General features: G+C 43.4%; 17 protein-coding genes. 10 read left to right on the top strand and 7 right to left on the bottom strand.

Annotation, left to right across the window (positions count from 1 at the left end; all coding sequences use genetic code 11):
• Positions 1-48: 48 nt before the first annotated feature.
• The 3 genes from dapF to lptM all read right to left on the bottom strand — a co-directional run bounded on the left by dapF (position 49) and on the right by lptM (position 2,963).
• Positions 49-936 carry a diaminopimelate epimerase gene (gene dapF / locus AC2FA3_RS08880; RefSeq protein WP_490509258.1) on the bottom strand — a complete coding sequence of 296 codons (888 nt, stop codon included), beginning with the start codon at positions 934-936 and terminating at the stop codon, positions 49-51.
• 230 nt (positions 937-1,166) lie between these two features.
• Positions 1,167-2,501, bottom strand: a complete 1,335-nt coding sequence (lysA, locus tag AC2FA3_RS08875) for a diaminopimelate decarboxylase (RefSeq protein WP_490509257.1) — start codon at positions 2,499-2,501, stop codon at positions 1,167-1,169.
• A gap of 123 nt (positions 2,502-2,624) precedes the next feature.
• Positions 2,625-2,963 carry an LPS translocon maturation chaperone LptM gene (gene lptM / locus AC2FA3_RS08870; RefSeq protein ID WP_490509256.1) on the bottom strand — a complete coding sequence of 113 codons (339 nt, stop codon included), beginning with the start codon at positions 2,961-2,963 and terminating at the stop codon, positions 2,625-2,627.
• Between the two features lie 733 nt (positions 2,964-3,696).
• Between lptM and AC2FA3_RS08865 the strand changes: the two genes are divergently transcribed.
• From AC2FA3_RS08865 to AC2FA3_RS08830, 8 genes are all read left to right on the top strand, one after another.
• Complete coding sequence (locus tag AC2FA3_RS08865; protein ID WP_490509255.1) at positions 3,697-4,929, top strand: acetate/propionate family kinase; 1,233 nt, start codon at positions 3,697-3,699, stop codon at positions 4,927-4,929.
• Positions 4,930-5,109: 180 nt separating this feature from the next.
• Positions 5,110-7,266, top strand: a complete 2,157-nt coding sequence (pta, locus tag AC2FA3_RS08860) for a phosphate acetyltransferase (protein ID WP_490509254.1) — start codon at positions 5,110-5,112, stop codon at positions 7,264-7,266.
• Between the two features lie 197 nt (positions 7,267-7,463).
• The gene (nadD, locus tag AC2FA3_RS08855) at positions 7,464-8,360 is read left to right on the top strand and encodes a nicotinate (nicotinamide) nucleotide adenylyltransferase (protein ID WP_490509253.1); all 897 of its coding nucleotides are present in this window, start codon (positions 7,464-7,466) and stop codon (positions 8,358-8,360) included.
• 141 nt (positions 8,361-8,501) lie between these two features.
• Positions 8,502-8,915 (top strand): ribosome silencing factor, encoded by a 414-nt coding sequence (gene rsfS, locus AC2FA3_RS08850; RefSeq protein ID WP_490509252.1) that lies wholly within the window; start codon positions 8,502-8,504, stop codon positions 8,913-8,915.
• Positions 8,916-9,152: 237 nt separating this feature from the next.
• Positions 9,153-9,920, top strand: a complete 768-nt coding sequence (locus tag AC2FA3_RS08845) for an MOSC domain-containing protein (protein ID WP_490509251.1) — start codon at positions 9,153-9,155, stop codon at positions 9,918-9,920.
• Positions 9,921-10,015: 95 nt separating this feature from the next.
• Positions 10,016-10,900 (top strand): N-acetylmuramoyl-L-alanine amidase, encoded by an 885-nt coding sequence (locus AC2FA3_RS08840; protein ID WP_490509250.1) that lies wholly within the window; start codon positions 10,016-10,018, stop codon positions 10,898-10,900.
• A 28-nt stretch (positions 10,901-10,928) separates the two neighbouring features.
• The gene (locus AC2FA3_RS08835; RefSeq protein ID WP_490509249.1) at positions 10,929-11,120 is read left to right on the top strand and encodes a hypothetical protein; all 192 of its coding nucleotides are present in this window, start codon (positions 10,929-10,931) and stop codon (positions 11,118-11,120) included.
• An 8-nt stretch (positions 11,121-11,128) separates the two neighbouring features.
• Positions 11,129-11,524, top strand: a complete 396-nt coding sequence (locus AC2FA3_RS08830) for a hypothetical protein (protein ID WP_490509248.1) — start codon at positions 11,129-11,131, stop codon at positions 11,522-11,524.
• A gap of 378 nt (positions 11,525-11,902) precedes the next feature.
• Here the strand turns inward: AC2FA3_RS08830 and purL are convergent, their stop codons facing one another.
• A complete protein-coding gene (gene purL, locus AC2FA3_RS08825) occupies positions 11,903-15,916 on the bottom strand; it encodes a phosphoribosylformylglycinamidine synthase (RefSeq protein ID WP_490509247.1) in 4,014 nt (1,337 codons plus the stop codon).
• A gap of 503 nt (positions 15,917-16,419) precedes the next feature.
• Between purL and AC2FA3_RS08820 the strand changes: the two genes are divergently transcribed.
• Together AC2FA3_RS08820 and AC2FA3_RS08815 are read left to right on the top strand one after the other, a co-directional pair.
• Entirely contained in the window at positions 16,420-16,914 is a 495-nt protein-coding gene (locus AC2FA3_RS08820) for a pyridoxamine 5'-phosphate oxidase family protein (RefSeq protein WP_490509246.1), read from the top strand.
• Positions 16,915-17,268: 354 nt separating this feature from the next.
• On the top strand, positions 17,269-17,763 hold the full coding sequence (locus AC2FA3_RS08815) for a pyridoxamine 5'-phosphate oxidase family protein (RefSeq protein WP_490509245.1): 495 nt from the start codon (positions 17,269-17,271) through the stop codon (positions 17,761-17,763).
• A gap of 116 nt (positions 17,764-17,879) precedes the next feature.
• Here AC2FA3_RS08815 and AC2FA3_RS08810 read toward each other — a convergent pair whose 3' ends face one another.
• From AC2FA3_RS08810 to AC2FA3_RS08800, 3 genes are all read right to left on the bottom strand, one after another.
• On the bottom strand, positions 17,880-18,695 hold the full coding sequence (locus AC2FA3_RS08810) for a hypothetical protein (protein WP_490509244.1): 816 nt from the start codon (positions 18,693-18,695) through the stop codon (positions 17,880-17,882).
• 247 nt (positions 18,696-18,942) lie between these two features.
• Positions 18,943-19,629 (bottom strand): CDP-diacylglycerol--glycerol-3-phosphate 3-phosphatidyltransferase, encoded by a 687-nt coding sequence (gene pgsA / locus AC2FA3_RS08805; RefSeq protein WP_490509243.1) that lies wholly within the window; start codon positions 19,627-19,629, stop codon positions 18,943-18,945.
• Positions 19,630-20,252: 623 nt separating this feature from the next.
• A complete protein-coding gene (locus tag AC2FA3_RS08800) occupies positions 20,253-20,636 on the bottom strand; it encodes a hypothetical protein (protein ID WP_490509242.1) in 384 nt (127 codons plus the stop codon).
• Positions 20,637-20,699 lie beyond the last annotated feature (63 nt).

The raw sequence follows: 20,699 nt of genomic DNA, 5'->3' as shown, positions 1-20,699 counted from the left end.
TAACGGCTGATATTCACCGCTTATCGTTGTCCATTCAGCTATTATCTATTAGCCTTCTGGATTTGGCTTAATGCCTGCTTGCGCCATCAAACCATCTGGGCTAAACACACCTTCATAGACAAATACGGTTGGGCCGGTCATCATCACAGAATAACCTGGCTGCCATTTAATCACCATACTGCCGCCATAAAGCTGCGCGCGTACGTCTTCGCCTTCGTCGAGCCAACCTTCACGAATACCAACTGCCACGGCTGCACAAGCACCCGTACCACAAGCTTGGGTCTCACCAACACCGCGCTCATAGACACGCAGGCGAATATGACGCTGATTCATTACCTGCATAAAGCCAACATTGACGCGCTCCGGAAAGGCAGGATGTGATTCGATGGCTTTGCCCAGTTTTTCGACGTCGGCATCGAGTACGCTATCCACTTTGATAACCGCATGCGGATTTCCCATATTGGCCACATACAGCTGCACTGGCGTACCATTAACGTCTAAGTGATAGGCGTTTTGGATTTTAGTCGTCGCTTTTGGGGTAAAAGGGATTTCGCTTGGCTCGAATTTTGGCTTACCCATATCGACTTCAACCCAACCATAGCGATCTGTCGTCAGCGAAATAATCCCGCTTGCCGTCTCGACGCGCAAACGCTGCTTAAACGATAGCTTACGCGCTTGCACAAAACGGGCGAAACAGCGCGCGCCATTACCGCATTGCTCCACTTCCATACCATCGGTGTTAAAAATGCGATAGCTAAAATCAACATCCGGACGCATCGGCGGCTCAACGACAAGCAATTGATCAAAGCCAATGCCTAAATGACGATCGCCCAACAGTTGCACCAAATCTTTGGTCAACTCTAGGCGCTGAGTCACCAAATCGATGACCATAAAATCATTACCCAGCCCATGCATTTTTGTAAATTCTATTAGCATATCCTTGTTATCCTATCCTATTTTTATGTATGCCTTATATTAGCACGCTGTCAGATACAATCATAATTATCACCGCTATCAAACGCTAAGTTAACTTTATGCTAAATAAGCCTTATACCGTCAAATTATGTCTCTCAATAGACTTTTAATTAAAGCAGGCAATAAAAAACCCATTGTCGTTATAACAATGGGTCATTTTCTATCCGCAAAAAAGCGAGGTTTTTAATAGGCTATTTATCCTGCCACAACATCTCATCAGCATATAATGCTTCAAGCGTTTCGCGTTTACGAATCAATTGATGATTATCATCAGCTACCATCACCTCGCTGGCACGACCGCGCGAATTGTAGTTGCTACTCATGGTAAAGCCGTACGCGCCGGCACCGGTTATAGCCAAGATATCACCAGTGGCAAGTGCTAATAAGCGGTCTTTTGCTAAAAAGTCACCGGTTTCACAAATCGCGCCAACGATATCCCACGGCTGCATATCATCAGTATCAATGCCATTCTCAGGTAAAACACTTGGAATCACCGCCATTTCAGCTTGATATAAAGCCGGACGAATCAAGTCGTTCATTGCCGCATCGACAATAGCAAAGTTCTTATATGCGGTTGGTTTAAGTACATCAACTTTGGTTAATAGCACACCAGCATTGGCCACGATACTACGACCCGGCTCAAAAAATACCGTTAAACCAAGCTCACTAAGTTTTGGTAATAACGCTTGCGCAAATTCATCAATAGATACGGGCGTCTCATCGATATAACGCACGCCCAGACCACCGCCCAAATCGATATGACGCAGCTCAATCCCTTTATCACGCAGGCTATGTATCAGCTCAATCACTTTATCTAAAGCTGCGACAAATGGCGCAACTTCCGTCAATTGCGAGCCGATATGACAATCGATACCGACGATATCGATATGCGATAATTGCGCGGCTTGCTCATAGACAGCGACGGCATTTTCATGGTCAATACCAAACTTATTGTCTTTTAGACCGGTTGAGATATACGGATGGGTCTTGGCATCGACATTAGGATTGACCCGTAATGAGATTGGGGCAGCTTTATCTAACTTCGTTGCCACCTCATTGATTAAGGTCAGCTCACTGATTGACTCAACATTAAAGCAACCAATACCTTGCATCAGTGCATATTCGATGTCGCTATAGGTTTTGCCCACACCTGAGAACACCACGCGTGTAGCCTCACCGCCTGCCGCCAATACGCGCATCAACTCACCGCGTGAGACGATATCAAACCCTGCTCCTGCTTGCGCCAAAATACCAAGTACCGCCAAATTGGAGTTGGCTTTTACCGCATAACAAATCTGGTGCTTTAGACTGGCAAAGCTCGTCGTATAAGCTTGATAAACATCTAAAATCGCTTGCTTTGAGTAGACATAGCACGGCGTACCATAGTGTTTGACCACCTCAGCAATATCGACTTGCTCCATATATAACGCGCCGTTTCGATAATCTAGCGCGGGCAAATGGGTGGTTAAGGCTTCAGGATGCACATACAATCCTTGCTCAGTTTTGGTAGTGACTGACTGACTCATATAAGTATCTCTAATTTAATCAATGTATTAATGCATAGAGGTATTAATGCATAAAGGTAAATAGCAGCTCGGATACGCTAACAATAGTTAGTCTCTTAATAGTTAATAAGCAACGATTAATCATTAATAGTCGTTAGGATCGGTACTCGGCTCAGGCAACTGAAAACTATCTGCGTTTTGCTCTCTATTTTGATTGTCATCAATTTTAGCAAAGGCAGCATCTTGCGGATGACTGCTGCTCTCAAGTGCAGGCGCATTACCTTTCACTGTTTGGCTACTGGCGTCAGTTAGATATAAATCGCCTTTTTGTCCGCAGCCAGTTAATATTGCTGAGCCTAGCACAAGAGTAGTTAAAATGAGCTTATAAATAGCAGGGCGACTGGCGCTAATACTTGAAACATTTCTTGAAAAAGCGCTTAAGTCAGCGCTTTTAATAGTGGGAGTGCAGCGTATAGTAAACATAGAGTGACTAACCTTTAATCTTGCAACAATTTGTCTTGCAACGGCTTAGATAGAATCGAAATAAAAATAATTACCAGCGCAAAAAGCAAGGCTGCAATAGGGAAAATAGGACAATTTTTTAATCATAGCATTATTCGCTAAAGCTGTGCGCCTACGACCTCTGTTTGACCTATAAATTTATCAAAATAAATGCCTAAAACTATCAATAAATCGGCTGTATAGATAAGTCATAGAGAAGTGATAAAGCTCCACCAGATAAAATTAGACAAATTTACTTACAATTTTTATAAAGATTACATCTGTCTCATTATGGCTGATAAACACTGACGACCTTCGGTGTACACTTGTATTAAGCATGCCTAAGGTAGAAGATTAAAACCTTAGAGTTATCGTGGTATAAGCATAAAAATATGGTACATTATACTTAACACTTGTGGCTGTGACGAGGTGCTAGTCTGCGCCTTATTAAACTTTAAAAACCCAAAAACTTGGCGTTTGCCATAATTGGCAATAACAGATTTCTGAAAATAGCTTTCTAAAAACAGATAGCTATAAACCTTTAACGTACTTTAAGTCAGTCTCAGCCCAAGAACAATAAAAAAATCAGCGATGTCATGGTTTGTGTATGTCAGCTGTTTGGCATGCGCCAGCAAGGATATGGCTGGTTTTTTTATACAACCGGTGATAATCGATGATGACTCACCACTTACAAAATAAAATCTAAGGATAGAGTATGAGCGCCAGCCTAACCACAACTTTTGATGACAAAAATACCGGAACATCAAACCTGACCAACCCCACTTTAGTCCTCAACTGCGGTTCCTCTTCTATCAAATACGCCTTGATTAGTGAAGACAATGATACCCGTATCACGGGTCTGGCCGAAAACTTAGGACTCGATACCGCTCGTATCAAGCACACCACATTAAACGGCGAAAAGCTAGAAATCACCATTGCTGGTGGTCGTCATGAGCTTGCCTTAAAGAAAATCCTTGAGTTACTAGAGCAGTATCACTTTATCGCTGTTGGTCATCGTGTCGTTCATGGCGGACGTGAATATTCAGAAGCGGTGCGTGTTGATGATCATGTGCTGCAAGAAGTGAAGCGTTTAAAAGTACTCGCGCCACTACATAACCCGGCCAATGCGCTAGGTATCGAAGCGGTTCAAGCTATTTATCCTGATATTCCACAAGTGGTGGTATTTGATACCGCTTTCCATCAAACCATGCCGCCCGTTGCCTTCCGTTATCCGCTGCCAAAAGCCCTTTATGCAGAACACAAAATTCGTCGTTATGGCTTCCATGGCACCTCGCATGCTTATGTGTCAGAACGCGCCAGCGAAATCACCAGCGCAAAAGGACCACATGGTTGGTTAACGGCGCATTTAGGCAATGGCTGCTCAGCGACCGCTGTTTACGAAGGTAAAAGCCTTGATACTAGCATGGGTTTGACCCCGCTCGAGGGGCTAATGATGGGTACACGCAGCGGTGATGTTGACCCAAGCTTGCACATTCACCTTAAACGCCAACTCGGTATGAGCTTAGAAGAAATTGACAAAATGCTCAATAACGAAAGCGGTCTGCTTGGTATCTCGGGTTTATCGAATGACTTACGTACTATTGAGCAAGCAGCTGATGAAGGTCATCAAGACGCTAAACTTGCGATTGAGATGTTCTGTTATCGCGTCGCCAAATACCTTGCCAGCTTAAGCTGTGCGCTACCTAATTTTACCGGTATCGTCTTTACCGGTGGTATCGGTGAAAACTCGGTTTCCACGCGTACGCGTATTTTAGAGATGATGCCGCATTTTGGTATCAAAGTAGATGCCGATAAAAACGCCAGCTTGGTCGGTGGTAACGAAGGCAGTTTCCAAGCCGATGATAGCAGTATTGAGCTGTGGGTAATACCGACCGATGAAGAATACCGTATCGCGCAAGAAACGCGTGAAGCATTGGGTATAGAATAAGTCTATTATTAATATCTAAGGACTATTAGCAACGCGTCAAGACTAGTGGCAATGCTTAAAGGCTAGTAGCAACGCGTAAAAATTAATAGCAATGCAATGCGTATCAGAGGCTCTCAGAACCTTTTTATAGATAAAAGAATGAGAACCTCGTTAAAAATATAATAAACAGTAGGATACATTATGCAAACTTTTTTACTTGTGCCTATCAGCCGCGGTATCGGTGTGACGTCAGCGGCGTTAGGTTTGATTCGTGCTTTTGATTATAACGGTATCAAAGCGGGCTTTATGAAGCCGTTTTTGCAAGACGACACCCTTGATAAACAAAACAGTCTAGATAGCTCAAGCGCCCTAGCCATGCATGCTTTTGGTCTTAATCCGCCCAAGTCTATCAGCCGTCAACGCGTTGAGCGTATGCTTGGTGATGACAATCTTGATGATTTGATGGAAGAAGTAGTCGTTAATTATAATACCCTTGGTGATGACTATGATGTGGTCATTTGCGAAGGCTTAGTATCGACGACTGAGACCTCTTATGCGTCGCAAATCAACCGCGCGATTGCCAATGCGCTAGACGCCAAAATCATCTTTGTCAGCACCGCAGATAGCAGCAAACCTGCCTATTTAGCCGACAAGCTTGACGTCCATGCTCGTGAATTTGGTGGTATGGCCAGTGATCGTACGCTCGGCTGTATTTTAATGCGTATGCATGATTTGCCAAATGTCCAAACTACCATTGAAAATCAAATGGTCGCCCCGGGTGAAGCCGTCATTCATTTAGACCAAGGTTTTATACAAGAAGTTCAGCGCCTATCACCGCATTTTAATACTGAGCAGTTCCGTTTAATCGGTGTGGTGCCATTTAGCGATTCACTTTCGGTACCGCGTACGTGGGATATCGCCGCTGAGCTTGATGCTACTTGGTTAAATGTTGGTGAAGCAAAATCGCGCCGTATCAACCGTATCAGTTTGACGGCGCGCTCGGTTGCGCGGGTCGATGAAGTCTTTAAACGCGGCACGCTGATCGTCGTACCGGGCGACCGCGATGATTTATTATTGGCAGCGGGACTTGCCTGCATCAATGGCATCCCATTGGCAGGACTGGTGTTAACCGGCGGCGTAGCACCAAGCCCAACGGTAGCCGAGCTTTGGCAATCGGCGCTGAAAACTGGCATTCCGGTCATGAGTGTCGAGAGTGACAGTTATGAGACCGTACAAAGTCTTGTCCATATGAGCGCTGAGATTCCAAGCGATGATACCGAGCGCGCCGAAGAAGTGGCGAGTTATGTTGCCGCGTATTTAGACCTTAACTGGATTAAAGAATATTTCAGTCAAGAATATGAGACGCGTTTATCACCTTCTGCATTCCGTCATCAGGTGGTCAAAAAAGCACAAAGTGCCAAAAAACGTATCGTCTTACCAGAAGGCTCTGAACCACGTACGGTCGAAGCTGCTTGTATTTGTCAAAGCCGCGGTATCGCTAACTGTGTATTGCTGGCGAAACGTAGCGACGTCGAGCAAGTGGCTAAAAACCGTGACTTAGTGTTACCTGAAGGGTTAGAGATTATCGATCCTGACACCCTTGATATGGCTAAATATATTGCTGCCGTGGTTGAGCGCCGTAAAGGTAAAACCAATGCCGAAGTGGCTGCTGAATATCTAAAAGATACGGTTTATTTGGGTACGACCATGCTCGAGATGAATGAAGTTGACGGTCTCGTTTCTGGGGCGATTCATACCACGGCGAATACCGTGCGCCCAGCATTTCAGTTGATTAAAACTGCACCGCATTATTCGCTTGTATCGTCAGTATTCTTTATGCTATTACCTGAGCAAGTGGTGGTCTATGGTGACTGCGCTATCAATCCAAATCCAAATGCTGAAGAGCTCGCTGAAATCGCTATTCAATCGGCGCAGTCTGCCGCTGCCTTTGGTATCAATCCAAAAGTGGCGATGATTAGCTACTCAACTGGCTCATCAGGTACTGGCGCTGATGTCGAAAAAGTCATCCGTGCCACTGAAATCGTCCGCCAGCGTGCGCCGCATCTTGCTGTTGATGGACCACTGCAATATGATGCCGCTTCGGTCATGAGCGTCGGTAAACAAAAAGCGCCTGACTCACTGGTTGCAGGACAAGCCAATGTCTTTATCTTCCCTGACCTAAATACGGGTAATACCACATATAAAGCGGTACAACGTAGCGCCAATGTGGTCAGCGTCGGACCGATGTTGCAAGGCTTAAATAAACCCGTTAATGACTTATCACGTGGTGCCTTGGTCGATGATATTATTTATACCATCGCTCTAACTGCCATCCAAGCCGATAGCGATGCGATTTAATTACGTTAAAATTTATAAGTAATCATTCTATATTTAACCGACTATCGCTATGATGGTCGGTTTTTTATTGGCGCTTAACCGCTATAGTTAGGCATAATAAAATCGATAAGCACGATAAGTGAATGGCCACATGTTATAGTCCATTTAAAATAAATTAACCATAACCGCCTTTTTATCAGATTTTTATTCACTCATTTATGCCAAATACTGTTCATCATTACCCTACAATAAAAACTGCCCCAGTTATCCGCGCCTATTTGGGCGGCTCATTTGATCCTGTGCATAATGGTCATTTACAACTGGCAATGACCGTTTATCAAAGTCTGTTACCGCTAGCTAAGCAGCAACAGCGCGAGTTACAGGTTTCATTATTGCCAAACGCACGCTCGCCTTTTAAAAAAGACAGCACCGATCCTGAGCAGCGCTTGGCCATGCTAAAACTGGCAATACAAGATACGCCATTACAAATTAATGAGCTTGAACTTTGGCAAGCGCCGCCCGTCTATACCATCGATAGCGTACAGACATTACGCGACCGCTATCCAAATGACAGTTTGATATTTATCATGGGGATGGATAGCGCGCGCAGTTTGGATAAATGGAAAGACGGTTTACGCCTCACAGATTATGTCAATTTATGGGTGTTTAATCGTGAAGAAAATACTGAGTTTAACAAAGATTTCTCTAAGGCTAATTCGCAAACTCCATTAAAATCTCAACTGCCCGTGCCGCTGCAACCTTTAACCGTTGATACAGCTACAGAACTTGTCATACCGCCTATCCGACATTCAACCGCCAGTTCTATCTTGAAAAACACTTATCAAGGTCACATTTATATAGACCCGCGCCCTGTGGCAGCCGTATCAAGTACGCAAGTACGTCAGCAGTTGCAGCAACAACTTTATCAACAACGACCGCAAGCGCCTCAATCTCTAAATATAAAGCACGCTGCCGAAATGCAAATCGCATCTTTGCAACCAATAAATGATATCATAGGCGATACTGCACCCAATTCATTCGCTAAATGGCTAAATCCTGCTGTTTATCAATATATTATTGCCCATCAGCTATATTCTGCTGCTCAATTCCGTTAAAATCATCATATTATTGTCATTTTGTATGTCTTGCCTAGATACGTCACTGCTCATATTGGGTCAGCTCGGCCATACAACTTTATGCAAATTGACGATTTACCATTTTATTTTTAATATTTACGATTCAAGAGATTACATTTTATGACCAACACCATGACTGACGAACGCTTAAAAGAATGCTTAGCGGTAGTCGAAAGCGCGCTAGACGATATGAAAGCGAAAAATATCACTGTAATGAATGTAGAAAGCTTAACTGACGTGATGGAGCGTATCGTCATCGCTGACGGTACTTCTAAACGCCATGTGCGCGCGATGGCGGACAGTGTCGGCGCTGAAGCTAAGCAAGCGGGTTTTATGCCACTTGGTCGCGAAGGCGGTATCGACTCTGACTGGACCTTGATTGATTTGGGCGCTGTGGTCGTGCATATGATGACCCCACAAGCCCGTGAGTTTTATGACTTAGAAGGTCTATGGTCATCACCTGAGCAATTGGCTGAGCTGGTTGCCGTGCCGCGTGAAAAGAAAACCGCTGGTCGTCGCAATAAAAACAAATAAGATTATCCATTGCGATAATTGTTTAATACTGAAAAACGCACAATTAAAAAGACCAGATAGCTATTCTGGTCTTTTTTTGTTTAAAAAATAGCACTCATAAATTTTAACGTGCTGATAAACTTTAAAATGCTGCAACCGTATAATCAGCCGCATGATTAGGCTAAGATAATACGCATCATTCATACCACTAATGAGTTAGCCACTCGCCTAATAAATCCCTATTGATTAGGATATTCCATGAGCATAGAGCAAATAGTATCTTCGAGCCAAAAAAATAATACTGATTTCAATCAAGCGCTGCCGCTACATATCGCCAATCTAGTCTGCGTCCGTGCTGGCAAAGCCATGCCGTTTGCCCGTGAGCAGATGAGCGCGATTGATAAAGCGCCCATCAAAGCGCCTGTCGCCGTCAATTTTATGGGTCTCACCACCGACGAACAAGCCGACCGACGTCATCATGGCGGCCCACTAAAAGCCGTACATCAACTAGCAACGGCAACTTACGATAAGATTAACGCTGAGTTTGGTTTAAAGGTTCGCGTTGGCACATTAGGTGAAAACTTAACGACTGAAGCGGTCAATGGTTTGCCTGCAATGGATGAGTCGACGGTGTGTATTGGTGATGTCTTTCAATATGGTGGGAAGTATGGCAATAATGATAATAACGAGAGCGTACAACTTCGCATCGTACAACCGCGCCGTCCATGCTACAAAATCAATGATCAAATCGGACAATTTAATAAAGTGCCCAATATCGCCTCTTGGGTGACTACACAAGGTATCGCTGGCTGGTATTTTCAGGTCGTGCGTGACGGTATGATTGGCGCTGATTTGGCGGTTTATCTTATCGAACGTCCCTATCCTTTTGCCACGCTTGAAAAGTTATGGCAGCTAGGCAATTCAAAAGAGAAGTTTGACGCCGAAATTATTGAACCTTGGCTCGCGATTGAGTGTTTGGAAGAAAGCTGGAAGGTGGTTTTGGCGAAGAAGATTCGCAAGGATTAAAGAAGTTTTAAAAAAATATCTCGATTTTACTATCTACTACCAATATAAGATAAAGGTAAGTATCAGCGCCTACCTTTATTCATACAGAGCATTTCATGGCAAAAAATATCCTTTTAGTATTAGCATGTGCCTTAACGCTGCCCTTAACTGGCTGCGTGACCACTCATAACACCCAAATGGCGAACAGTGAATCTTTCATTATCGATAGCGAAACCTATCAAGCCACTGGTAAGAGCGAGCGAATTAAATCCATCGTCCTACATTACACGGTGAGCAATAATGCCAGATCTATCAACACATTGACTACAGGTCAAGTCAGCGCCCACTATCTAATTTTAAACCATGATGATAACAAGATTTATAACCTAGTACCGGAAAGTGAACGCGCTTGGCATGCTGGTAACGGCGGCTTTGCGGGTAGAACGATACTCAACGATACCTCTATCGGCATCGAGATTGTCAATAGCGGCATTAAGCATGAATATCGAAACGCCTTAAAGAACGGCGCGCTCGACTACCATTCTTACGAGCACTATGTTGAATTTGATGAGTTGCAGATTAAAAAAGTCGCGCAATTAGTGCAAGACTTGGCAGCGAGATATAAAATTTCACCAAAGAATATCATCGGTCATGCGGATATGGCACCCTCACGTAAAATTGATCCCGGTGCAAAGTTCCCGTGGCAACGACTGTATTTCGATTACGGGATTGGCGCTTGGTATGATGAATTTGATAAGCAATTTTTTATGCATCAAGATGCGTTTGCAGCGGCAACGATACCTGAGATTAAGCAAGCGTTTCGCGATTACGGCTATCAAATCAATGACAGCGCTGAGTGGGATAAAGCCAGTCGCAATGTCGTTTATGCCTTTCAATTGCACTTCAGACCGCAGCAGCCAACGGGCGAGCTAGATTTAGAAACTTATGCTATTTTAAAGGCACTCAATAAGAAGTATGCTGGTCGTGATGACTTTTATTAAACGATAAAAATATTAGGAGACACAAGCCATGAGTAACCCTCAATGCAACGAGCAAAATGAGCAAGACGAGCTTCAAAAATACTTAGAAGAAAAAGCCAAACAAGCACAAGAAAAACAGCAAGAAACTGAACCTCTCTCTGCGTATGATGCTTGTGTGCTGAAGGAAAGCGCGAAGATTCATGAGTTGATTGCTGAGGCTCAGAAAGGGAAAGCTAATTAGGAAAAAATATGGATAAAAAAATCATCTTTTATGATCTTCGTATGCTAGCGAAAGCAGAAAATGAAGCTTACACTTTAAATATTTCTGTTGAAAGTGGTTTCGCAGAATATAACGTGATCATAGATATAAATGCTCAAGACTTTAAAGTAATCGAGAAAGATAAATATAGAGTGGCATTGCTTCAAGCTGCGCTACATAGACCCTTTCAACTTCAAGAAACTGCATTAGACAAGAGTGAACAACGATATTACTTAGATAAGATACTTCATGCGAATGAATCTGAGGTCAATACTTTTCTTACAAAGCTAGACCATGGACAAGCTAACGGTGCAATATCTAACATGGTGCGTAAATCAAGTGACAGAGAGATAGAAAATCTTCGTAATGGCGACTGGTTTTATTGAAAAGCTCGTAGTGTGCACCTAGCGCACCGATTAAAATTAAAGTTCAGACTAATTTATCATAAAATGGTCATTCAGCGGCGCGGTTTAGCCCCGACTGTAGCGGCATCCTGCTGGTTTGGGCGAGTTACGGTGGCTATGTTCTTTAGAAAATCATAGATTTTCTCTTGCGTCGGGGCAACTGTCTCCCAGACACTTGCTTTTCCTCTCCTCATATCGAGGCAACAGTAACATCTCAACTCGTGTCACCGCCTCGCCCAGACTGGCAGATATAAGCGGAAGGCGGGATTAGCTCCCCTACCTCTAAAAAATCAAACCCCAAACATAAAAAAGGTGAGCCGAAGCCCACCTTTTTTATTATCTACAATAACTTAAACCAGATTATCTAACCCAAGCACGCGCATTACGGAACATACGCATCCATGCGCCGTCCTCGTCCCACCCTTCAGGTTTCCAGCTGTGATTGTAGGCACGTAGCGTACGCTCAGGGTGCGGCATCATGATAGTAACGCGACCGTCAGTGCTACATAGACCAGTGACACCGCCAACCGAACCGTTTGGATTGAGCGGATAAGTCTCAGTTGACTGACCTTGGCTATCGACAAAGCGCATGGCGAGCTGACCGTGTTTTGCCATACCATCGATTTCTGTCTCGTTAAGGGTGGCATAGCCTTCACCATGAGCAATAGCGATTGGCAAGATACTGTCCTGCATACCTTTAAACAGGATAGACTTGGTGCGCTCAACTTTGACGTTGACCGTACGCGCTTCAAAGCGAGCTGATCTATTGGCGATAAAGCGTGGGAAGTTTTCCGCGCCTGGGATGAGGTCTTTTAACTGCGCCATCATCTGACAACCGTTACAGACACCGAGTGAGAAGGTATCAGGACGGGCAAAGAAGCGTACAAACTGCATGCGCAACTCGTCATGGAACAAGATAGAGTTCGCCCAGCCAGAGCCTGCGCCCAATACATCACCGTAACTAAAGCCACCACAAGCGACCAGACCGTCGAAGTCACGTAGATTGATGCGACCGCTGAGCAAGTCGCTCATGTGCACGTCGACCGCTTCAAAGCCTGCTTGGGTAAAGCCTGCTGCCATTTCCGTCTGACCGTTGACGCCTTGCTCGCGCAGGATAGCAACTCTTGGCTTAGTTTCACGGCTATTTAGGTACGGTTCTTCAACTTTTTGATTGAGGTCAAAGTTTGGTGCAGCGATAAGACCTTGATGGCTAGCGTCGCTAATCAAGTCATACTCTTGCTGGACGCAAGCTGGGTTGTCACGGCGACGAGCGATTTGATAGCTGACCTGACTCCATTCTTGCTGTAGCTCGCTACGGCTAAAGCTAAGCGTTTTATCACCGTTTAGCGTTGGCGTTTGGATAATTAAGCTATCTTCCTCAGAGCTTTGACCAACAAGGCTCAGCATATCGCTGACATTAAATTCTTCCGCCAATTGCATTAATGCCGCGACGTTTTCTGGTAATACTTGAATAACCGCGCCAAGCTCTTCACTGAATAATTGACCTAATAAATTGTCATCAGTCAATGACAGCTTGACACCTTGACGGCTAGTGAATTGCATCTCAGCAATAGTCGCCAGTAGTCCGCCATCACCGATATCGTGATAAGCGCTAATGACGCCTTGCGCGTTACCCGCTTGGATAAAGTTAAAGAAGTCGACCAAGTCGCTTGGCTGCGCCAAGTCTGGGCAATCATTACCTAATTGGCTTAAGGTTTGCGCAAGGATTGAACCGCCTAGACGTAGCTTGCCTTTAGACAAGTCAATACGGTAAAACGCACTATCACCGTTAATGAGTTCAGGCGTTAGGGTCTTTGCCACGTCAACAACAGGAGCAAAAGCGGTAATAACCAAGCTCATTGGTGAGACGACTGATTTATCTTGGCTGCCGTTATCGTCTTCGTCCGTCCAATTGGCTCGCATCGATAGTGAATCTTTACCGACTGGAATAGCGATACCAAGTGCTGGGCATAGTTCTTCACCAACCGTATAGACCGCATCAAACAATGCCGCGTCTTCGGTATCATCGCCACATGCTGCCATCCAGTTTGCTGACATGGTGATATCAGATAGCTGACTAATACGTGCGCCTGCGATATTAGTAATAGCTTCACCAACCGCCAATCGAGCAGAAGCTTTTGGGCTGATCAAGGCTACTGGCGTACGCTCGCCAACACTCATTGCTTCGCCGCTCATTGGCTGACCATCTAGCGCAATCAAGCCTGAAGCAGTCACGGCACAATCTGATACCGGTACTTGATAGCGACCAACATACTGATCGCGTACAACCATACCCGTGATAGAGCGGTCACCAATGCTAATCAAGAATGATTTGCTAGCGACGGTTGGATGACGTAACACATCTTTGATTGATTCCGCTAGATTGACTTCGCCTAACTCTAATGCTGGTAAAGTAGTTTCTTGGCGCTCAAAGCTACGCTTCATCTGCGGCGTACCACCGAGCAATACTTGCATTGGCATATCGACTGGCTGCTCAGGGAGCAATTCGTCGTTAACGACTAGCTGACGTATTTCAGTGGCTTCCCCTAAGATGGCATACGGGCAGCGCTCACGGGCACAGATGGCATCGAACTGATCTTTACTCTCAGGACGAATTGCCAAGACATAACGCTCTTGTGCTTCGTTTGACCAAATCGCCATTGGCGACATGCCGGCTTCTAGCGATGGAATTTTACGCAAGTTTAGCACCGCGCCCATTTCATGGTCATTAACCAATTCTGGCATCGCATTTGATAAACCACCGGCACCGACATCATGTAGTGAAACGATTGGGTTGCCATCTTTACTGTTGTTACTCGCATCAATATCGTTGCCCGACTGTCCATTACCGGCTAAGGCCCAACAGCGATCGATGACTTCTTGACAGCGACGTTCCATCTCAGCATTGTCACGCTGTACGGAAGCAAAGTCTAAGCCTTCATCAAGTGAGCCGCTATCGACAGAAGAGGCCGCACCGCCACCTAGACCAATTTGCATCGCAGGACCACCAAGGACGATTAATAAATCCCCTTGTTGAATGGCATTTTTTTCAATTAAATTACGTTTAATATTACCGTAACCACCGGCAAGCATGATTGGCTTATGATAACCGCGCATCTGACTGCCATCTTTTGCCGCTGAGGTATCCAATTGGAAACTACGGAAATAACCGCATAAATTTGGACGACCAAATTCATTAGAAAAGTTGGCTGAACCGAGTGGTGCTTCGGTCATAATTTCAAGACTGGTCGCCATTCGATCTGGCGTACCATAATTCTGCGTACTTAATTGACCTGACTGCTCCCATTTCTCAGCTAATTCTGGAATATGTAAGTGTGAAACGTGGAAGCCCGTTAAACCCGCTTTTGGCTTACCGCCACGACCGGTTGCGCCTTCGTCACGAATCTCACCGCCTGCGCCCGTCGCTGCACCTGCATAAGGGGCAATAGCGGTTGGATGGTTATGGGTTTCGACCTTCATTAAGATATCAATTTCTTCTTGATGGAAATCGTAAGGATGCGCAGAGTTGACATCCATCGCATCAGTAGGCACAGGATAAAAACGCATACCGTCAGACCCTGCCATTACTGCGGCGTTGTCTTTATAAGCAGACAAGATACCTTGCGGATTGGCTTTATAAGTATTCTTAATCATCTGAAACAGTGACTTTGGCTGTACTGTGCCATCAACCGTCCATTCAGCGTTGAAAATCTTATGACGGCAATGCTCTGAGTTTGCCTGTGCAAACATCATTAGCTCAACGTCGGTTGGGTTACGCTTTAGCTCATTGACATAAGCATTCATTAAATAGTCGATATCTTCTACAGATAACGCAAAACCAAATTCGGTATTGGCTGATTCAAGCGCCGACTGACCTTGCCCGATCACGTCAATATGATTCAGCGATGCTGGCTGCTGATCTTCAAACAGTTTATTCACATCATTTAAATCATAAACCAAGCTTTGGGTCATACGGTCGAACAATAATTGCTCAGCGTCTACTGGCAGTTTCTCGCCTGCTTCTCCATCGACCGTTAGCGTATAAACAATCACGCGCTCGACACGATTGATGGCAATTTCACAGTTATTAAAAATATCGGTCGCTTTACTTGCCCATGGCGATATGGTGCCAAAACGCGGACCGACGATGACTTGTAACTGATTGCTTTTTGGCGCGGCAAGGACAGTGCTACTATCGACAGCAAGTAAGTCTAGCGCTTTTTTATGCTCATCACCGGAAAGTTCTCGTGATAACACATACACTTGCTGGGTATGAATTTGGCTGACATTTAGCTCGGTTTTTTGCTGAAACTGACTGATGAGTTGCTGCGTCTGAAAATCGGTAAGAAACGGTTGTCCGGCGATGGTCATCATAAAGGCATATTCCATAGGATATAGGCAATAACAGGCATCTCTGCCATGCAAAGTAAATGGTCCGCGTATTATAACAAGAAGCCCTGTAATAAGCAGGTCAAAACCAAGATAAATTGCGCAAGTGGTTAGATATAGATTTGGCAAACCATTGCCAAACAGTTAGGGCTAAATAACTGTGCTGACTTCATCTTAGTCTTGTCATTTTAGCTTCTGTATTGCGCTTCTAACTTTACACATAAGCATTTCATCATAAAAAGCTTATGCGTTTAAGGTCACAATTTTTACTCAATCCTTATAGTCCTTACAAACACTCACATCGCATTACTGGCAACCTATATAAATAACCTACCAGTAATCGTTATTCTAGGTAGCAGTTATTAACGAGGGCTAGCAAGCTAATTACTTAACCGTCTAAACTGAATATCTAATAAGATAGAAATCTAATCAATAACAATAATCCATTAACCAGAAATCAATCACTATAATGAAAAAGGACAATCACCATGAGTAACCAAGAGCATATTGCTAAAATTCAAGACGTTATTAAAGATGTGAAGTTCGCCATGATGAGTACCACCAATAAAAAAGGCGATATTCATGCTTGGCCTATGACCACCAATGAGGTCAATCTCGATAAGAAAGAAATTTGGTTTATCGGTGATAAGTCCTCAGACGTCGTCAAAGACATTCAAGATGACGCTAGAATTGGTCTAACATATGCTACCCAAGACGAAAAAAATTATGTCTCTATCAGTGGTAATGCAGAACTTGTTTCAGATAAAGACAAGCTAGACGAGTTATGGTCACCTGTCTATAACGCTTTTTTTGCCGATGGCAAAGAAGATAAAAACGTGCAGTTGATTAAAGTCGTGCCTCATGGTGCAGAGTGCTGGTTAAGCGGTAGTACTGTCGTGAATATGTTTAAAATGGCAGCCGCGGCGCTACAAGAAGGTAAAACGGCTGAAGATATGGGCGAAACCTTTTCTGTCTCTTTATAAGCTATCAGTAGCGCACTGAAGGTAAATAAAAGGAAGGTAGATAAAAAGAAGATAAACAAAAACGCCATTAGCAATATGCTTACTGGCGTTTTTTATCGCTTAAATCTCTCCTATATTTCCATCAATTCCTTTATATTTTCAATAACATAAAAGCTTACAAAGCGTCACCGCCCATTACAGAGCACCTATATAGTTTTATTAGGCAACTTCATTATATTAACAACTGATTCTACATTTATTGAGTCATTCACTAAGATTTATAAACGACGTATTATTTTACTACGGCACAATTTCCTGATGACTTTTAAAGCCAAAATTTTTAACTTAACATTTCAATAGTAAAGGACAACTATCATGAATAAACAAGCGCAAATGGACACTATCCAAGCGATGGTAAAAGATATTAAATACACCATGATGACCACACGCAATGATGAAAATCATCTGCACTCTTGCCCGATGAATACCACCGAAACCAGTATTGGCGCTAAAGAGATTTGGTTTATTGGTCATAAGCCTTCTGAGACCGTTGATAATATTAAACAAAATCCAGAAGTGAATTTAGCTTATGTCACTCAAGAATCTGATAAGTATTTATCTATTAGTGGTACTGCTGAACTGGTTGAAGATGAAGAAAAGCTAAATGAGCTTTGGTCGGTCATGTATAACGCTTATTTTGAACTAGGTAAAGACGACCCAAAAGTCCAACTCATCAAGGTTGTGCCACATGGTGCAGAGTATTGGGCCAATGGTAATGCGATTGCCAGTGCGGTCAAAATGGCAGCAGCGGCTTTGACTGATAATGCAGTTGAAAAAAGCTTAGGTGAGAATTTTTCTATCAAGCTATAATAACTTAATAATGAGTAGAAGTAAGATAAGTAATCACGAATACTAATAATAAAAACGCCAGTCGCTTATCACGATTGGCGTTTTATATAATTCATATAATCATGCATGATTGATAATTATTGTGGCGGCTTTGCATATGCATTATCTGCTGGAAATGCTTTTGGCGATTTTGATTTTGGCTCAGGTCGTTTAGGCTTAGCAGGATCATATAGCTCATAAATGACGGTGCCAATTACTCCAGTATTCTCTATAGAACCGCTATCCGTATTGGCGGCATAGGCGTTATCTGGCTTGCTAAAGATAAAGGAAGCGACAGCATCTTCACTCTTACGGAAGCCTTCAATGACTAAATCGTCGTTGGGCTCTAATACATAACCGCTGTCATAACGACTGGCGGTACTGCCATCGAGCACATTTAAACCATCGACACTGGCGACAATCTCATAGGTGTTGGCGCTATTATTATGATATACCAACCGATAGGCTTGACCAGCCCTACCTTGCAGATAGTAATGACTACCATCACGATAAAGCGGTAATTTACCATTATCACTAGCCGCTGAAAATTCAACTTTTCCCGCCAGCAACGACATACTATTGACCGACCGCCCCTTATAACTTTTGTCCGCATAAGCAACTTGCATTTGCGCAATAGGCTCGTCACTGACGCGACGTAGATCGACGGTGGTCACTGACGAGTCTAAATCATCACCCCACTGCGTTCCCAAACGTTCTGATTCAGCGGCGTCCTGCATCGCCTCTGCTTGTACTGAATTGGCTTGCCTGTCTGCTGAACGGTCTTGTGACTCCGCTTGCGTATTTTCTTGTGCGCCATCGGCACTTTCTTTTTGCATGCTTGGCGATGATGAACAACCCGCTAATAATGCAAATAATAAAACGGCGCTGAACGACAGCTCTTTGTTTAGCTTCATAAGGTATTCCTCACCTAGTTTATTATTTCCATATATTGACGCGCCTATTTTGGCTCTCATTAACTATTTTTAGTATATCTTAACGATACAAACAATCAAGATTTAAAATAGTTATAGCAAAGCTTTAAAGGCCATATCAAGGACAAAAAAATATCAGAGACAAAAAAAATACCAGTAGCTTGATACTATTGGTATTTTTTATCTTTCATTAGCTATTTATGAGCATATCTTTACAGCGGTGAGCGAGCTAGCCACTTTGCTTTAAATAAGGCCAAGCCGCTCTTAGGTAAATCATCATTGACCACAAGGTTAAAATTACCGCCGCCACCATCAATACATACCCTATCATCTCAAGCGATTGCCAGTTTAATAATAAAACCGTGATAGCAATCATCTGAAAAGTAGTTTTGAGCTTGCCCACATAAGACACTGCCACACTGGTACTTTTACCGAGCTCTGCCATCCATTCACGTAATGCCGATACCGCAATTTCACGCGAGATAATCACAATCGCGGCAATCGCCATAATAATATTGGGATGCCACTGTACCAAGATAATCAGCGCGGCTGCGACCATGAGCTTATCAGCAACGGGGTCTAAAAAACGCCCAAAGGCAGATACTACGTTGAGCTTGCGAGCAAAATAACCATCAAGCCAATCGGTAATCGCCGCAATAATAAAAACGCCGGTCAGCAATAAATGGCGCAGTAAACTGTCGCTAAAATCACTCATACCTACCCGCGCAATCACGTTATCCGAAATCGCTGGCATACCAATCCCCATGGCAGGCGGCCAATAAGCAATCGCTACAAATAGCGGAATCATTAAAATACGCGCAATCGTTAGATTATTGGGCAGATTAAAAATGCTTTTTTCATTTTGCGCCGGTAGCGGTTTTTGTTCTGGCGTGTGCAGCTTTGTACTCTCGGTCATGGCAAACCCAGTTGATAGTGAACGATAAGAATGTGGCTAGCTTAGCATTTTTCGGTCATGGCGTCATGCCATCTGTGTAGGTTGGTTCTTGCTGTAATAAAGCATCGGTTATTTTAACCGGTAAATGGTTATAAAAACCTTGTTATTCTACTCATTATTTAAGGTCAAAGTTAGCGTCAAGCTGCTTATCGACTTCCCCAAACGTAATGACATGTAAGCAAACTAGGTAAATTACTAAATTTCGGTTATGATGAAAAAGTAAAAATACAGTTGTACACTGAAATTTGTAAGCAGATGTAAGAATTTCTTGAAATATTGGATTCTGACATCATCTTTATATTAACAATAATAAATCTTGCTCAATTTATTTGTGACTTGTATGCATTAATAGCAGCTCAGTCGCATGATAAGTTTTCCTCAGCCCACGACCCCTCCTTCGTGGGCTCTTTTTTTGCCTGTAAAGAATTGATTTATATAAATTTGATGGTTCTATATATTGCATTGACCACCAATTTGGCCAGCATCTGCTCGAAATTTTAATTCTACTTTTATAATTTTCGCTGATACTGTGACTCATAGGTAGCAATTGCCTACTTAGCAATGAATTTTTACTAGCGGCCTTATCACTTAATGCATAGCGCTGAACCTAACTGAATAACATCATTGATATTAGCATCAAGTTGCTGAATATTCTGAATATCTAAGGATTGCCAGCCTAGATTATTTTTATCTGAATATAGCTGTGCCGCATTATTGAGAGAATATGTTGTACCCTCAGAGCTATTAAATGATATTGCCTTGTCACTACCGGCGTTATCACATCTTATGACGCCTGCAGCCGAAGTAAATGGCCACTCACCTTGAAAAGTCTGTTTATCTATATATCGCTCATTCATATATGGATCTGATATAGCACCCACGTTGTTAATAACGATCGCTAAAAATAAGATAACGAATACAGCAATGACTGCCAACGCTATAAGTATGCGAGATTTAAGCTTGGCCATTAACTGCTCCGGTTAATATAAATTTTTATCTATATTCATAATATGACAAACTTTTGAAGACTA

The sequence above is a fragment of the Janibacter sp. CoH_79_TC_3 genome (genome assembly GCF_058197955.1).
Note: the sequence above shows the minus strand (reverse complement) of the source record. Positions and strands in the feature narration are given on the sequence as shown.